The organism is Cupriavidus sp. UME77 (genome assembly GCF_014170355.1).
GTDB classification, from domain to species: Bacteria; Pseudomonadota; Gammaproteobacteria; order Burkholderiales; family Burkholderiaceae; genus Cupriavidus; species Cupriavidus basilensis.
In genome coordinates this window covers 339,353-354,936 of the sequence record NZ_LZZU01000090.1, presented here as the reverse complement: position 1 = coordinate 354,936, position 15,584 = coordinate 339,353, and the positions used below count along the sequence as shown (strand labels likewise).

Annotated in this window: 10 protein-coding genes; 6 read left to right on the top strand and 4 right to left on the bottom strand. The window is 66.2% G+C overall.

What is annotated here, in order from left to right:
* Nucleotides 1-220 precede the first annotated feature (220 nt).
* The 3 genes from lspA to A9975_RS35300 all read right to left on the bottom strand — a co-directional run bounded on the left by lspA (nucleotide 221) and on the right by A9975_RS35300 (nucleotide 4,807).
* Nucleotides 221-760: a signal peptidase II gene (lspA, locus tag A9975_RS35310; protein WP_183036774.1), complete on the bottom strand. Its 540-nt coding sequence runs from the start codon at nucleotides 758-760 to the stop codon at nucleotides 221-223.
* Nucleotides 760-3,651 (bottom strand): isoleucine--tRNA ligase, encoded by a 2,892-nt coding sequence (gene ileS, locus A9975_RS35305; RefSeq protein WP_183036773.1) that lies wholly within the window; start codon nucleotides 3,649-3,651, stop codon nucleotides 760-762. Before ileS ends, lspA begins: the two co-directional genes overlap by 1 nt.
* Nucleotides 3,652-3,799: 148 nt before the next feature.
* The gene (locus A9975_RS35300) at nucleotides 3,800-4,807 is read right to left on the bottom strand and encodes a bifunctional riboflavin kinase/FAD synthetase (RefSeq protein ID WP_183036772.1); all 1,008 of its coding nucleotides are present in this window, start codon (nucleotides 4,805-4,807) and stop codon (nucleotides 3,800-3,802) included.
* A 188-nt stretch (nucleotides 4,808-4,995) separates the two neighbouring features.
* On the opposite strand from A9975_RS35300, the gene A9975_RS35295 reads away from it, so the two are divergent.
* Nucleotides 4,996-6,786, top strand: coding sequence for a hybrid sensor histidine kinase/response regulator (locus tag A9975_RS35295; protein WP_183036771.1), 1,791 nt, complete (start codon nucleotides 4,996-4,998; stop codon nucleotides 6,784-6,786).
* Nucleotides 6,787-6,880: 94 nt separating this feature from the next.
* On the opposite strand, the gene A9975_RS35290 is transcribed toward A9975_RS35295, so the two are convergent.
* Nucleotides 6,881-7,540, bottom strand: a complete 660-nt coding sequence (locus A9975_RS35290; RefSeq protein WP_043349302.1) for a response regulator transcription factor — start codon at nucleotides 7,538-7,540, stop codon at nucleotides 6,881-6,883.
* 241 nt (nucleotides 7,541-7,781) lie between these two features.
* Here A9975_RS35290 and purN point away from each other — a divergent pair, with 241 nt between their 5' ends.
* From purN to A9975_RS35265, 5 genes are all read left to right on the top strand, one after another.
* On the top strand, nucleotides 7,782-8,438 hold the full coding sequence (purN, locus tag A9975_RS35285; RefSeq protein ID WP_150986010.1) for a phosphoribosylglycinamide formyltransferase: 657 nt from the start codon (nucleotides 7,782-7,784) through the stop codon (nucleotides 8,436-8,438).
* A complete protein-coding gene (locus A9975_RS35280) occupies nucleotides 8,435-9,841 on the top strand; it encodes an RsmB/NOP family class I SAM-dependent RNA methyltransferase (RefSeq protein ID WP_183036770.1) in 1,407 nt (468 codons plus the stop codon). Before purN ends, A9975_RS35280 begins: the two co-directional genes overlap by 4 nt.
* Nucleotides 9,842-10,436: 595 nt before the next feature.
* Nucleotides 10,437-12,092, top strand: coding sequence for an amino acid adenylation domain-containing protein (locus tag A9975_RS35275; RefSeq protein WP_183036769.1), 1,656 nt, complete (start codon nucleotides 10,437-10,439; stop codon nucleotides 12,090-12,092).
* Nucleotides 12,089-13,828, top strand: a complete 1,740-nt coding sequence (locus tag A9975_RS35270) for a serine aminopeptidase domain-containing protein (RefSeq protein WP_183036768.1) — start codon at nucleotides 12,089-12,091, stop codon at nucleotides 13,826-13,828. Before A9975_RS35275 ends, A9975_RS35270 begins: the two co-directional genes overlap by 4 nt.
* A gap of 156 nt (nucleotides 13,829-13,984) precedes the next feature.
* Nucleotides 13,985-15,388 carry a mechanosensitive ion channel family protein gene (locus A9975_RS35265; protein ID WP_183036767.1) on the top strand — a complete coding sequence of 468 codons (1,404 nt, stop codon included), beginning with the start codon at nucleotides 13,985-13,987 and terminating at the stop codon, nucleotides 15,386-15,388.
* Nucleotides 15,389-15,584 lie beyond the last annotated feature (196 nt).

Below are 15,584 nucleotides of genomic sequence, written 5' to 3'. Positions count from 1 at the left end.
GAAGTGGTTGTCCGGTTGTCCGGTTGTCCGGTTGTCCGGTTGTCGCGGCAGGCGGCAGCGCTTGCTGCCCCCGCGCCGGAGAAACGTCAATAATACCGGCTTGCCCGCGCGCGCGTTGGCGGCGCTGCCGGTGCGCCTTGCGCGCCGCCATCCTGCCAGTCAGGCCGCACCATGAAAAACGCCCGCATGACGCGGGCGCGGTTGGCGTGCCGTTGTGGCCTCAGTGCCGGCGAACGCGGCGCAGTTCGTCCACGATCAGCAGCACAGCGCCCACCGTGATGGCGCAGTCCGCCACGTTGAAGGCCGGCCAGTGGTAGTTGCGCACATAGAAGTCGAGGAAGTCGACCACATGGCCGTACACCACGCGGTCCACCACATTGCCGACGGCGCCGCCAAGGATCAGCGAGATCGCGAAGCAGAACAGGCGCTGCCCGGTATGGCGGTACAGCATCCAGATGATGAACAGCCCCACCACCACGCCAAGGCCGGTGAAGAACCAGCGCTGCCAGCCGCCGGCATCCGCCAGGAAGCTGAAGGCGGCGCCCTTGTTATAGACCAGCACCAGGTTGAAGAAGCGCGTTACCGGACGGGATTCGCCATAGGCGAAGGTCCGCACGATGACGATCTTGAAGAACTGGTCCAGCACGATCACCAGCAGGGCGAACGCCATCCACAGTAGCGGGGTGGTGTTGCTGCCCTTGGTGCCCTTGCTGCTGGCGCGTTTGGTGCCGCGCGCGGTGCGCGTGGTGGTGGCGGCCATCAGGCGTGGCTCCTGTGTTCACCGGCGCCGAACAGGTTGCTGTCACAGCGCCCGCAAAGGGTGGGGTGGGCCGGGTCGCGGCCAACGTCGGCACGGTAGTGCCAGCAGCGCTCGCACTTGGCGTGCACCGACGGCGTCACGGTGACCAGCAGGTCGCCGCCTTCCGGCGCCGGGGCTACCTTGGCGGCGGACGTCAGCAGCACGAAGCGCAGGTCGTCGGACAGGCTCTGCAGCGCGGCCAGCACCGGGCCACCGGCCTGGATGGTGACTTCGGCTTGCAGCGAGGAACCGATCTCGCCGTCCACGCGCACCGCTTCGAGCTGCTTGGTGACTTCGGCACGGGCTTCGCGGATCACATGCCACTTCTGCAGCAGTTCGTCGGCCTCGTCGATCGCCGGCACGTCATAGTAGGTGCTGGTGAAGATGGTGTCGGTGTGCTCGGTGCCATGGCCGAAGATCTGCCAGGCCTCCTCCGCCGTGAACGACAGGAACGGTGCCATCCAGTGCAGCATCGCCTGGGTGATGTGGTACACGGCGTTCTGCGCGGCGCGGCGTTCCTTCGAGTTGGCCGCAGTGGTGTAGAGGCGGTCCTTCAGCACGTCCAGGTAGAAGCCGCCCAGGTCTTCCGAGCAGAAGGTCTGCAGCTTGGCGACCACCGGGTGGAACTCGTAGCCGTCGTAGTGCGACAGGATTTCCTGTTGCAGGCGCCCGGTCAGGGCCACCGCGTAGCGGTCGATTTCCAGCCATTCCGACGCCGGCAGCGCGTGCTGCGCGTGGTCGTAGTCGGCCAGGTTGGCCAGCAGGAAGCGCAGCGTGTTGCGGATGCGGCGATAGCCTTCCACCACGCGCTTCAGGATTTCGTCGGAGATCGACAGTTCGCCGGAGTAATCGGTCGAGGCCACCCACAGGCGGATGATCTCGGCGCCCATCTTGTTCGACACGTCCTGCGGCGACACCGTGTTGCCGATCGACTTCGACATCTTGCGGCCTTCGCCGTCCACCGTGAAGCCGTGGGTCAGCAGCGCCTTGTAGGGCGGCTTTCCATACAGCATCGAGGCGGTCAGCAGCGACGAATGGAACCAGCCGCGATGCTGGTCCGAGCCTTCCAGGTACAGGTCCGCCAGACGGCCGTCGGGCAGGTCGGCCGAGGCGTCGTACAGGTCTTCGCGGTGGGAGCCGCGGATCACGGTCCAGTGCGTGGTGCCTGAGTCGAACCACACGTCGAGCGTGTCGCGGTTCTTCTCGTACATGGCGGCTTCTTCTCCCAGCAGTTCCTTGGGGTCGAGCGTCTGCCAGGCTTCGATGCCGTGCACTTCCACGCGCTTGGCGATTGCCTCCAGCAGTTCGGGCGTGCGCGGGTGCAGTGCGCCGGTTTCCTTGTGCAGGAAGAAGGCCATCGGCACGCCCCACTGGCGCTGGCGCGACAGGGTCCAGTCGGGCCGGTTGGCGATCATGTTGTGCAGGCGCTGCTTGCCCCACGCCGGGTAGAACTCGGTGGCCTCGATGCCGGCGAGCGCGGTTTCGCGCAGGGTCGGGCCGTTGGTGCCGTCTTCATTGACCGGATCCACGTCCATGCCCGCGAACCACTGCGAGGTGGCGCGGTAGATGATCGGCGTCTTGTGGCGCCAGCAGTGCATGTAGCTGTGGGTGTACTTGTGCGAATTGAACAGGTTGCCCGAGGCCTTCAGCACTTCGACGATCTTGGGGTTGGCGTCCCAGATCTTCTGGCCGCCGAACAGCGGCAGCGTGCTGGCATAGACGCCGTCGCCCATGACCGGGCTGATGATGTCCTTGTCGCTCATGCCGTGCGCCTTGCACGACTGGAAATCCTCCACGCCGTAGGCCGGCGCCGAGTGCACGATGCCGGTGCCGGTATCGGTGGTGACGTAGTCGCCCAGGTAGATCGGCGACAGGCGGTCGTAGCCCGCGTCCATCTTGGACAGCGGGTGGTGGAAGCGGATTTCCGACAACGCTGCGCCGGTGGTGGTGGCCAGCACCTTGCCTTCCAGCTCGTAGACCTTGAGCTGCTCTTCGACGCGCTCGGTGGCCAGGATCAGGAAGCCGCGCGTGGTGTCGACCAGCGCGTATTCGACTTCCGGGTGCATGTTCAGCGCCTGGTTGGACGGGATGGTCCAGGGCGTGGTGGTCCAGATCACGACCCAGCCCGGCTTGGCGGCGAGCTGTTCGGCCGGCAGCTTGAAGGCATGGGCCAGCTTGTCGGTTTCGGCGAAGGGGAAGCCCACGTCGATGGACAGATCGGTCTTGTCCTTGTACTCGACCTCGGCCTCGGCCAGCGCCGAGCCGCAGTCGAAGCACCAGTTCACTGGCTTCAGGCCGCGGAACACATAGCCCTTTTCCATGATCTTGCTCAGCGCGCGCAGCTCGTCGGCTTCGTTGCTGAAGTTCATGGTCAGGTAGGGATGTTCCCAGTCACCCAGCACGCCAAGGCGCTCGAAGTCCAGCTTCTGGCGGGCGATCTGCTCGGTGGCGTAGGTACGGGCGCGCGATTGCACTTCCTGCACCGGCAGGCCCTTGCCGAACTGCTTTTCGATCTGGATCTCGATCGGCATGCCGTGGCAGTCCCAGCCCGGCACATAGACGGCGTCCAGCCCCGAGAGGCCGCGCGCCTTGACGATCATGTCCTTGAGGACCTTGTTGACCGCATGGCCGATGTGGATGTCGCCGTTGGCGTACGGGGGGCCGTCGTGCAGGATGAACTTCTTGGCGCCCTTGCGAGCGGCCCGGATCTTCTTGTAGAGCTGCTTGTCCTGCCATTGCTTGACCCACAGCGGCTCGCGCTTGGGCAGGTCGCCGCGCATCGGGAAGGGGGTCTCGAGCAGGTTGACCGGGTACTTGCTTTTTTCGGGCTTGGCGCGTTTGTCGTTGGACATGTCGATTCTCGGGGCAATTCGGTTGGCGCGCGGCACTAGCTCGGCTGGGTGCGGGCGCGCGGTACGGCGTGGACCGGCTGCGGAGGGGGCCGCGGGCTGGCTTCGGGTTGGGGTAGCGACCCGGGTCCCGCCACGCGGGAACGGGGCGCTAGCTAATTCGGTCGGTGGCGGAGGTGGCGAAGTCGCGGCTGCCCGCGGCCGGGGGCGTGCCTTCGGGCGAGCCCGGCACGGTCAGGCCGAAGAAGGCACGCGCGTCCGCGCTGTCCTTGGCAATGGCGGCGGTCAGCGCCTCCAGGCCATCGAAACGGGCTTCATCGCGCAGCTTCTTCATGAATTCGACCCGCACCAGCTTGCCGTAGACGTTCTGCCTGAAGTCGAACAGGTGCACTTCCAGCAGCACCCGGCCGGCATCTTCGATGGTCGGGCGCACGCCGATACTGGCCACGCCCGGTATGGCGTGCTCTGCCAGCCCGTGCACCTGCACCACGAAGATGCCGCTGACCGCCGGCCGTTTGTGGGAAATACGCAGGTTGATGGTGGGAAAGCCCAGGTCGCGGCCGAGCTTGCGGCCGTGGACCACATGCCCGCTGATGGCATAGCCATGGCCAAGCAGGCGGCGCGCGTGTTCGAGATCACCATCGCCCAGCGCCTGCCGCACGGCGGAACTGGAGATGCGTACGCCGCCTTCGGAGACCGAGCCCATCTGCTCCACGTCGAAGCCGAACTGCGCGCCAGCCTGTTGCAGATAGGCAAAATCGCCGGCGCGCCTGGCACCGAAGCGGAAGTCGTCGCCGACCAGCAGCCAGCGCGTGTGCAGGCCATGCCAGAGCACGTTCTCGACGAATGCTTGCGGGGATTGCGCGGCGAAGTGTGCGTTGAAGTGCTCGACGACAACACGGTCGACACCGTTGCGGCGCAGGCTTTCCAGCTTGTCGCGCAGCAGCGCGATGCGCGTTGGTGCCTTTTCCGGCGTGAAGAATTCGCGCGGATGCGGCTCGAATGTCATCACGCATAGCGGTAGCCCGCGTGCATCCGCCGCGGCGCGCGCGCGGGCGAGCAGCGACTGGTGGCCGCGGTGCACACCGTCAAAATTGCCGATGGTGAGGGCGCAAGGCGCCCGGCTTTCGGCGTTGGGCAGGCCACGGAAGACTTTCACGAGGACGGCAACAAGCGTTTGGGTAAAGCGAGCATTATAAGGCGAATGGTGGACAAGTTTGGCCTGGCGGCGGTGGGCGGTATGCCCGGACTGGCGTTTTTGTGCACGGATCGACCCATCGGCGTGGCGTTACGCCCCAAAAGGCGGCATGATACGGCGGATTGCACTCGCTGCCCCCCAGCCCTCCTTTGAACGCGCTGCTAAACCGAATCCTGCCGCCGCCAGGGCCTCCGCTCGATACCGAAACGCGGGCCAAGCTGCTGGCGACCATCCATCGCGTCTCCCCCACCGCCATCGTCGCCTCGGTGGTGCTTCCGGCTTTGACCGCGATCGCCTTCTGGTCGGCCGCCGACCATGGCGCCCTGGTGGGCTGGTGCGGCGTCATGCTGGTGCTGACCGCGGCCACCAGCTGGTTCTACTTCGGCTACCTGCGCGATTGCGCCACCATGAGCCGCTCGGCGCACACGCGCAAATGGTGGGCCAATATGCGCGCGATGGCCTTCCTGACAGGCCTGACCTGGGGCAGCTCCGCGCTGCTGCATCTCTATACCGGCTCCACCGTCTTTTCCAGCGTGCTGTACCTGCTGGCGCTTGGCGTGCTGGCGGGCGGCGTTACCGCGCAGTCGCCGGTGCCCTCCAACCTGGTCTACGCCGGTATCCCGATCCTGGTGCCCAATATCCTGCTGGCCGAGTACGCCTTCCCGGGCCATGGCACCTATGTGCAGTTGCTGCTGGTGGTCTACGCCATCATGCTCACGCGCCATGCCCTGAACCTGCAGCGCACGCTGGTGCGGGCCATCCAGCTGGAAAGCGACAGCCGCAGGCTGGCCAAGCAATTCCAGGAAGAGAAGGAGAGGGCGCTGCATGCCAGCGAGGAAAAGTCGCGCTTCCTTGCCGCCGCGAGCCATGACCTGCGCCAGCCGGTGCACGCGCTGGTGATGCTGGTGGAGGCGCTGCGCGCCCGCAACAAGTCATCTTCGCTCCATCCGCTGGTGGAGCAGGTAGCCGCCGGCACCCAGACCATCGACCTGTTGTTCCGCTCGCTGCTGGACCTGTCCAAGCTCGAGGGCCGCAAGGTGCTGCCCACGCTGGAGCCGTGCGAGCTCAGCCACCTGATCAGCGAGGTCATGAGCCAGTTCGCCGCCGACGCGCGAGAAAGCGGCCTGACCCTGACCCCGCGCGTGCCCGAAGAGCTGTACGCCATGGCCGAGCCGGTGCTGCTGCGCCGGGCGCTGTTCAATCTTGTGCAGAACGCCCTGCGCTATACCCGGCGCGGCGGCGTGTTGGTGACCGCGCGCGAGCGCCGCAAGCATATCCGCGTGGAGGTGTGGGACACCGGAGCCGGGATTACGCCCGAGCATCTGCCGGACATCTTCTCGCCGTATTACCAGGTGCACAACCCGCAGCGCGACCCGTCCCAGGGGCTGGGTCTCGGGCTGGCGATCTTCAAGGAATGCGTGCGGCTGATGCGCGGCACCTACGGCGTGCGCTCCGTGCCGGGCCGGGGATCGGTGTTCTGGTTCTCGCTGGCGCCGGTGGCGGCCGAGACCGTGGCAACCATCCGTACCGTGCGGGCCAACGCGCAGGCCGAGGACGCCAAGCCCGACCACCTGCGCGGCACCGTGCTGGTGGTCGACGACGACACCCAGATCCGCAAGGCATGGATTGCGCTCATGGAGGCGTGGGGCATCCAGGTTGCCTGCGCCGCGCACGGTGCGGATGCCGACCGCCTGTTCCTCCAGGGACTCAAGCCGGACATCATCTTCTGCGACCTGCGCCTGCCTGGCAGCGAAAACGGACTGGACCTGCTGGAGCGCTGGCAGAACACGCAGCCGCAGGCGCGCAGCGCGCTTTTGTCGGGCGATCTGAAGTCCGCCGCGCTGGCTGCGGCCGAGGAGGCAGGCTACTTCGTGCTGCCCAAGCCGGTCGACCCGGCTGCTCTGAGACTGTTGCTGCGGCGCTGGCTGCGGCCCGCCTGAGTGGCGAAGGCATAAAAAATGGGCCAGCGCATGACGCGCTGGCCCACTTTTATTTGCCGCCTGCCCAGTGAGCAGCTGGCGTCGCCGGTGCGCGTTACTGGCGCAGGCGGAACCGCTCCATGCGCGACATGACCTGCATGCGGGTGCGCACGCCGAGCCGCTGCAGGATGGCCGAGACGTGTTCCTTGACGGTGTTTTCCGTCAGGCCGAGCCGCCGCGCGATGACCTTGTTGGGCAGCCCCTCGAGCACCAGCGCCAGGACCGAACCCTGGCGCGGGGTCAGGCCTAGTTCCGCCGGCGTGACCGGAATGCCGTGCGCCGGCCCGAAGGATTGAGCACGGCCATTGAGCGCTTCGTCCGATGGGAAGGAGGTGTCGCCTGCCAGCACCTTGCGCACGGCGGCGGTGAATGCGTTGGCGTCCAGGTGCTTGCCGACGAAGCCACAGGCGGCGAGCGCGCGCGCGCGGCCCACGATTTCAGGCGTGGCCTCGGCCGACATAAAAATAAAGCGAGCGGAAGGTACCAGCGTCTTGAGCGCCTGCATGGCGTCGAAGCCGGTACCATCGGTCAGCCAGATATCCAGCAGCACGATGTCAGGCCTGAGTCCTTGCTGCAAGGTATTCAACGCTTCTTTGGCGCTACCAGCAGCATGGACGGCAACGTCGGGCATCACTTCCGCCAAAAACGCGGTAGTGCCAGACAAGGCCATAGGATGATCATCGACCACCAACAAGGTCGGTGCAGCGTTCGACATGCGATTTCCCGTCTAATTTCCCAGTTCGTCCTTGTTGTCACTTGAAGCCGTGTAAACGGACTGCGCGTGGACGATAGCAGCCACTCTAGCAGAGCGGGCGAGGCGTCACAATCCACCGGACGCGGGTTCACGTTGCGTATAGGCCATGCGAAATGGCGCTGCGGCGAGGGTTTCGCGTGTTTTAAGTGCCTAATGCGCTCGCTTTGGTCGTGTACTGGCCCCGACTTGGTAGAATTGCGCGATGAAAAATATCGTTATCCTGATTTCCGGGCGAGGCACCAATATGGAAGCCATCGTCAGCGCCTGCGCCGCCGAGGGCTGGCCGGCGCGCGTAGCGGCGGTCTTGTCCAACCGGCCAGACGCCGAAGGTCTGAAATATGCCGCCGACCACGGCGTGGTTACCGGCGTGGTGGACCACAAGTTATATGATGATCGCGCCACTTTTGATGCTGCGCTCGCCGCTGCCATCGACGCTTTCGCGCCGGACCTGGTGGTCCTGGCCGGTTTCATGCGCATCCTGACGCCGGGCTTTGTCGACAAGTACGCCGGGCGCATGCTGAATATCCATCCGTCGCTGCTGCCGTGCTTTCCAGGGCTGCACACGCACCGGCAAGCCATTGAGGCGGGCGTCAAGGTCCACGGCGCCAGCGTGCATTTCGTCACGCCCGAGCTCGATCACGGCCCCGTTATCGTCCAGGCCGCGCTTGACGTGCTGCCGGACGACACGCCCGAGAGCCTGGCCACGCGCCTGTTGCCGTGCGAACACGTTATCTACCCGCGCGCTGTGCGCTGGTTTGTCGAAGACCGGCTGCAAGTGCATGCCGGCGTAGTCCGGGTCGAACCACCCGAATCCCAGCTGTTTACGGCCTTTGCTGCCGCTACGGAGGTGCAGTCATGAGCCGCAATACCGCAGGGGCCCGCCAGCCCGTCCGCAACAAGAACAAAGACCACAAGGGCACGCCCATCCGCATGTCGCGCTCGCGCGATGCGAACGACGGCCAGGCCCCGCAGCAAGGCCGCGGGCCGCATGGCGGGCTGCATGCCGTCCATATCCAGCATATCGACCGCCTGCTGGGCAAGGTGCTGATGTTCACGCGTCCGTCCGACGTGGTGGTGAGCTACTACTTCCGCGAAAACCCGAAGCTGGGCCATCGCGAGCGCGGCATCATCGCCGAAGCCGTGTTTGCCGTGCTGCGCCGGCGCGTGGAGTTTGCGCAGTTCGCCGCCAGCGGCACGGGGGCTTCGCAGCGCCGCCTGGCCCTGCTGGGCCTGGCCGCCACGCTGGGCCGCGACGTACTGACGCCGTTCTTGCTGCCGGAAGAGGGCGAATGGCTCGATCGCCTGACCACGATCGAGCGTTCCAGCCTGGCGCCGCGCGTGCGCGCCAACCTGCCCGAATGGCTGTTCGACCAGCTGGCGGCGCGCCACGACGAAGCCTTTGTCGAAGCGCTGGGCGATGCCTGGCTGCGCCCGGCGCCGCTGGATCTGCGTGCCAACCTGGTCAAGACCACGCAGGAGGCCGCGCTGGCCGAACTGACCGCCGCGGGGCTGAAGGCCGAGTTGACGCCGATGGCGCCGTCCGGCATCCGCCTGGCCGGCAAGCCGGCGCTTAACCAGCTGCCGCTGTTCGTCAACGGCCTGGTCGAAGTGCAGGATGAAGGCAGCCAGCTGCTGTGTAACCTGGTCGCGCCCAAGCGCGGCGAGATGGTGGTCGATTTCTGCGCGGGCGCGGGCGGCAAGACGCTCGCCCTGGGCGCGCTGATGCGCTCCACCGGCCGCCTCTATGCATTCGACGTGTCCGAGAAGCGCCTGTCCAACCTCAAGCCGCGCCTGGCGCGCAGCGGGTTGTCCAACGTGCACCCCGTGCTGATCGACTCCGAGCACGACGCCAAGATCAAGCGCCTGGCCGGCAAGATCGACCGCGTGCTGGTGGATGCGCCTTGCAGCGGCCTGGGCACGCTGCGGCGCAATCCGGACCTGAAGTGGCGCCAGTCGCCGCAATCGGTGCTGGAGCTGACCGTCAAGCAGGCGGCCATTCTCGATTCCGCCGCGCGCCTGGTGAAGGTGGGCGGGCGCGTGGTCTACGCGACCTGCAGCGTGCTGGAGGCCGAGAACGAAGGTATCGTGCGCGGTTTCCTGGCGTCGCACCCGGCCTTCCGCCTGGTGCCCGCCGCACAGGTGCTGGCCGAGCAAAAGATCACGGTGCCCGGCTTGCCGGAGGATGCCGAGATGCTGGCGCTTTACCCGCACCTGCACCAGACCGACGGCTTCTTCGCCGCCGTGCTGGAGCGTGTCAGCTAAAGCCGGATCCGCCGGGCGGCCGTGCCGGGGGAGCATCCCCGTGGTGTCGGCCGACTGGCGGCTTTTTTGCGCCGGGGCCGTTCGGCCCCCGCCGTCTCTCCCGTTCTCCCTTTCTTTTCCCATCCACGATCTCCTGCCGTCACGCAATGCGCCTGCGCCGTTCAGTCTGCGCGCACGCCGCCAGTGTGTCCGGTGTGTGTCGATACGCAGGTCTTGATGGACTAAGCCTTCTGGGCGGCTCCTCATCCTTTGTGGCGCGAGTCGGCACGGGGAAACCGGCCATGCATGCCGCCAGCGCGAGGCTGGTCCGCGCATTCCCGCTCGCCGCTGCACGAAGGCGCCCATCGTAGAGCGCAGTCCGCCTCCGTTCGCATCCCCCATTCGCACGGATGGAAAAATATCTTAAGTTCAATACATTTAAGGCGGTGCAACTTGTCTTGTTGGGCAATGCAGCCTAACTTGGCAAGACAACGCGCGCCACGCAAGTACAACGGCGCGAACGTGCAGGGTGGATCGGCGCCGGCACAACTTTCGGACGGGGTTTCAGAACGCGCCGGTCCTGCAACGGGGGCGGCGCGCTCGGTTGGGAGGCGGGATGTTGCATTCATTCTTCTTTGATATGGCCGCGCGGCAGCCCGGCGACCACGCCTTGTGGGTCGACGGACGCTTTTACACTTACAAGGAACTGCGCGCACGCGCGTGCCGCGTGCGTGCCGCGCTGGCGATGCATGCAGGGGGAGGGAGCAGCAACTGCGTCCTGTTCGCGCACCGCAGCGTCTCAGCGTACGCCGGCGTGCTCGGCGTGCTCGCGGCGGGCATGGCCTATGTGCCGTTGCACCCCAGATTCCCCTCGGCACGCAACGCCGCCATCGTCGAGCGCTCGGGCGCGCGGGTGATGCTGGTCGATCGTGCATGCGCACCGCAGCTTGAGGCGTTGATGCCGTTGCTGCCCCCGGATTTGCACATCGTCCTGCTGGATCCGGAGTCGCTGCCGGCAACCGGATGTCCGGGAGGCAGCGCGCGCTTCGCCCCGCTGCCGCCGGCGCCTTTCGTGCATGACCCGCCTGGCCAGCTTGCCGCCGTCTCGGGAGACGACCTTGCCTACCTGATCTTCACCTCCGGCACCAGCGGGCCGCCCAAAGGTGTGATGATCCCGCATGCCAGTGCGGTAGCTTATGTCAGCGCGCAGATGCAGCGCTTTCCAAGCCAGCCTGGCGCCCGCTTCAGCCAGTTCGCCGATCTCACCTTCGATTTCTCGGTGCATGACATGCACGTCTGCTGGGCGAACGGGGGCTGCCTTTATGTGCCCGCGCTCCAAGACCCGCTTTACCTGGCCGGATTTATCCAGGAGCACAGGATTACCCATTGGTCCAGCGTGCCTTCCGTGCTAGCGCTGATGCAGCAGTTTCGCAAGCTCACGCCCTGCGCGTTTCCCAGCGTGCGGATGACCTTGATGGGAGGGGAGGCCTTGCCCAAGACGCTGGCGCGGGCGTGGTCGCGGGCGGCGCCGAACACGCGCATCGTCAATGGCTACGGACCCACCGAAGCAACGGTGATCATGCTCACCTTCGAGCTGACCGAGGCGTTTCTTGCCGATGCGTCGCGCCCTGCGGTGCCGCTCGGCAAGCCATATCCTGGCGTCGAGCTGATGGTCGTCGACGAGGCGCTTGCGCCGGTGCCGCCCGGTGCGCAGGGTGAACTGCTGATCGGCGGTGCGCAGCTTGCCAAGGGCTATCTCGGTGCCAACCCGCTCGACGCGCAGCGCTTCTTTACCCGCGCCTATCCCGAACGGGCATGCAGCCGTTGGTACCGCACCGGCGATGCCGTGGCCGAATCCCCCGACGGCTTGCTGTATCACGGCCGTATCGACATGCAGGTGAAGATTCGCGGCAATCGCGTGGAACTGCAGGAGATCGAGCAGGTGGTGCAGGCTGCCAGCGGCAGCGCGCAGTGCGCCGTGCTGGCGTGGCCACTGGATAACGCCGGCAAGCCGATGGGGCTGGTGGCCTTTGTGCAGGCATCGGGCAAAGCCTCGTCGGGCGAGCTCGGTGCGCGCATGGCGCGGATCCGGCAAGCGTGCAGGCAGAGCCTGCCGGTCTACGCGCGGCCGGATCGCATCGTCTGCCTCGACGGCCTTCCCATGAACGTGAACGGCAAGATCGATCGCGGCCAGTTGCTGGCGCGCTGCGAGCGCCTGGCCATTGGTGCGGGGGACGCACGGCAGGTGAGCCACCAGGCGTTTGCGCCATGACGCCGCTGCATTTCGACGGATGTTTTGGCTGGTACCACCCGGCCCAGGGTCAGCGCGCGGTGCTGCTGTGCAATGCGATCGGGCATGAAGCCTTGTGGACGCATGCCGGCCTGGCGCGGCTGGCGGAGCGGCTCGCGGCCCAGGGCGTGCCCGTGCTCAGGTTCGACTATCCAGGCACCGGTGACTCCGCCGACCTCGAACACGCCGGCGCGCCGGGTGCGTCCTGTGTCGACGCTTGGCTTGCCGGGATCGATGCCGCCGGCAAGTTGCTCATGCGCTTGTCCGGTGCCCGGGAACTCGTGTTGTTAGGCGTGCGCGGGGGCGCCTCGCTGGCGGCACTGGCCGCCGGGCGCTGCGTGGCCGGGCGGCGCATCGACGCGCTGGCGCTGCTTGCGCCCGTGGCGAGCGGCAGGATGCTGGTGCGGGAGATGAAGATGATCGCGCAGACCTGGCGCTCGCTTGCTTGCCGCGCTGCGGAGCCGGCGCCTGGCGCCGGCCGGCAATCTGGCATGGACATCCTGGGCATCCATTTCACCGACGCCACGATCGATGGCCTTGGCGGCATCGAACTGCTCAATGCGCCTTGCGCCCCCGCCCCGCAAATCCTGATCGCGGGCGGCGAGCCTCAGATGGCCCCGCTGGCGCGCCACTACGGCACACTGGGCGCGCAGGTGCGGATGGTGCCTTTCCCTGACCTGATCGACTGGTTGCAGGACCCGTTGCATGGCACGCCACCGGATGCGACCTTCGCGGAGGTGGCCGGCTGGATTGCCGGTCTGGCGCCAGCGGCGCCAGTCGGCGAGCCAGCCCCGGGTGTCCGCGCGATGGCGGCAGGGACGGCTTCGTGCCTGCGCGCCGGCGAGTGGGTGGAAACGCCGGTGCGCTTTGGCCAGGGCCTGTTCGGCATGTTATGTGAGCCGCTCGGGCCGCGCATCGAGCGGCCGGCTGTGCTGATCAACAATTCCGGCGGCACGCATCACGTCGGTGCTGGCCGTTGCGGGGTCATGCTGGCGCGCCGGCTGGCGGCACGCGGTGTTGCCTCGTTTCGCATCGATGTGCGGGGCATCGGGGATGCTTCCGTTGGCGCGCGGGCCATCGCGGGGGTGCCGGCCGATCCGGAGGGGTACCGCGATGCCGTCACCGCCTGCGACTGGCTGCTTGCCCACGGCCATCGCGAGGTGGTGGCCTTCGGCGTGAGCTACGGTGCCAATGTGAGTCTGCACGCCGCGGGCGCGCACCCCGGCCTGGTGGGCGCCGTGCTGGTCAACCTGCAGCGCTTGTTGCGCCGGGAGACCTTCACCCGGCCCCGGTGGCTGATCCATGGCCGCAGCGCACCTACGGCAGAAGAGGGCGCGCCCGGCATCAATGCGGCATCGGTCCTGCCCGAGCCTGCCGCGCACGAGCAGCGGGAGATCGAAGGCTTGCTCCAGTCGCTCGACGCGCGCGGCACGGCCCTGCGCCTGCTGTTCGGCCCGGACGATCCCGGGCCTTTCGAGCTGGCGCGGTTCTTCGGGCCGACGCTGGCCGGCCTGGCCGGCTTCTCGCAGTTGCAGATCGAGACTATCGATGGCCTGGACCACGGCATGCTGAACCCGCCGGGTCGGGCGCGGGTGATCGACTATTGCGTCGACCTGCTATGTGGCCCCTTGCATCCCGGGGCGGACCTGCGGGATCGGCTGCAACGCATTGCCGAGCCGTGGCATCGCCCGCCGGATTGCCGGCGAACATGCGGTTGACGGTGCTCGGCCTCGGCGTAGCGCCGCGCGGAGCAGGGCGGCTAGAATGGCTGACTTTTTGGCCGCGGGGCATGCAGTAACGTCATGTAGTGTCCCGCTCACCTTGCCAGGGACCGCCGATCCTGACCGGATGGACCCTGCCAGCCACGGCAGAGCATGAATCCCATTTCCCTGAACGAACTCCATGTTGCGCATCCGGCCTTTGGCAAGATGCTCGATGATCTGATCCGCGATGCGGGTGGCCCTGGCTTCATCTGGCAGTTGGTGGTCCTCGCCGCTTGCCTGGCGGTGGCCTGGCCATTGGCTAGATTGATCGTCAAGCGCCTCGAAGCCCGCTATGCCGGATCCAGCTTCTCCCTGCGTTTCGCCGCCGCCAGCCTGGAACGCGCCATGTTCCCGTTGTTCGGCTGGCTGCTGGTGATGGGTGCGCGCTTCGGGCTGGAGGCGATGATGTCCATCAGTGTGCTACGGCTCGCATTGGTACCCCTTTCTGGCATTACCTTCCTGTATTTCGCCTTCTACATCCTGCGCCGGGTAATGTCGGGCAATGGCCAGTTGCATGGCATGCTGCTACTGGTCGAAAAAGTGCTGACGACCCTGGTTTGGGCGGCGATGGCGCTTTATGTGCTGGGTTTGCTGTGGGATGTCGTGCATTGGATGGACGATATCCGCTTTTCGCTGGGCGGCAAGCAGAAGATCAGCCTGGCGGATACGCTGGTGGCCATCGTGTGGATCCTGGTCACCGTGCTGGCGGCGATGTGGTTCGGCTCATGGCTGGAAGAGCGCCTGATGCGGTCGACCGGGCTGGACAGCAACCTGAAGGTCGTTCTGAGCCGGATTTCCAAGGCGCTGCTGCTGCTCGTGTCCCTGTTGCTGAGCCTGTCGCTGGTCGGCATCGACCTCACGGTGCTGTCCGTGTTCGGTGGCGCGCTGGGCGTTGGCCTGGGGCTGGGCTTGCAAAAGATTGCCAGCAACTACATCTCCGGATTCATCATCTTGCTGGACCGCTCGGTCAAGCTGGGCGACCAGATCACCGTCGACAAGTACACGGGGATCGTTTCGCAGATCCGGACGCGGTACACCGTGGTGCGCAACGGCGATGGCGAAACCCTGGTGCCGAACGAACAACTGGTGGCGCAGGCGGTGCAGAACCATTCGTTCTCCAATACCCATGTGCGCGTGGCGACACGTGTACAGGCCGATTACGCGGCAGACCCCGAAACGGTGCTCGCCTTGCTCGTAGAGGCCGCCCAAGATATCCCGCGCCTGATGGCACAGCCGGGTCCGTCGGCATTTCTGGTGTTGTTCGGCGACAATGGCATCGAATACGAGCTTGCGGGCTATATCGCCGATCCTCAGAATGGTAAGCTGGGCGTGCAATCGGCGATGAACCGGGCGATATGGCGGAAGTTCAAGGAGCATGGCATCTCGATCCCATATCCGCAGCGCGAGGTGCGGGTACTGGGGAAAGTGGAATTCGACGGCCATGGTGGCCTCGTGAAAGAGGTGCAAGAGGCGCGTATCGATTTGCCGGGCGTCCCCGGTGGCTCGGCATCCTGAGCGTTCACGGGGCGTTTAGGGCACCTTGTGGAACAATCCGTGTTGCTTAGCGTCAAACTGAGGGAAAAAGCGGATGTCCGTGCGATGCGGTTCCGGTAGAATCCAAGGTAGTTGCGGGTTCATTCGAAAGGCACGTTTCGCTCGGGTGAGTTTGTTCGACCTCCCGCCCCACACCAGACAGCCGCCAGATTGCAGC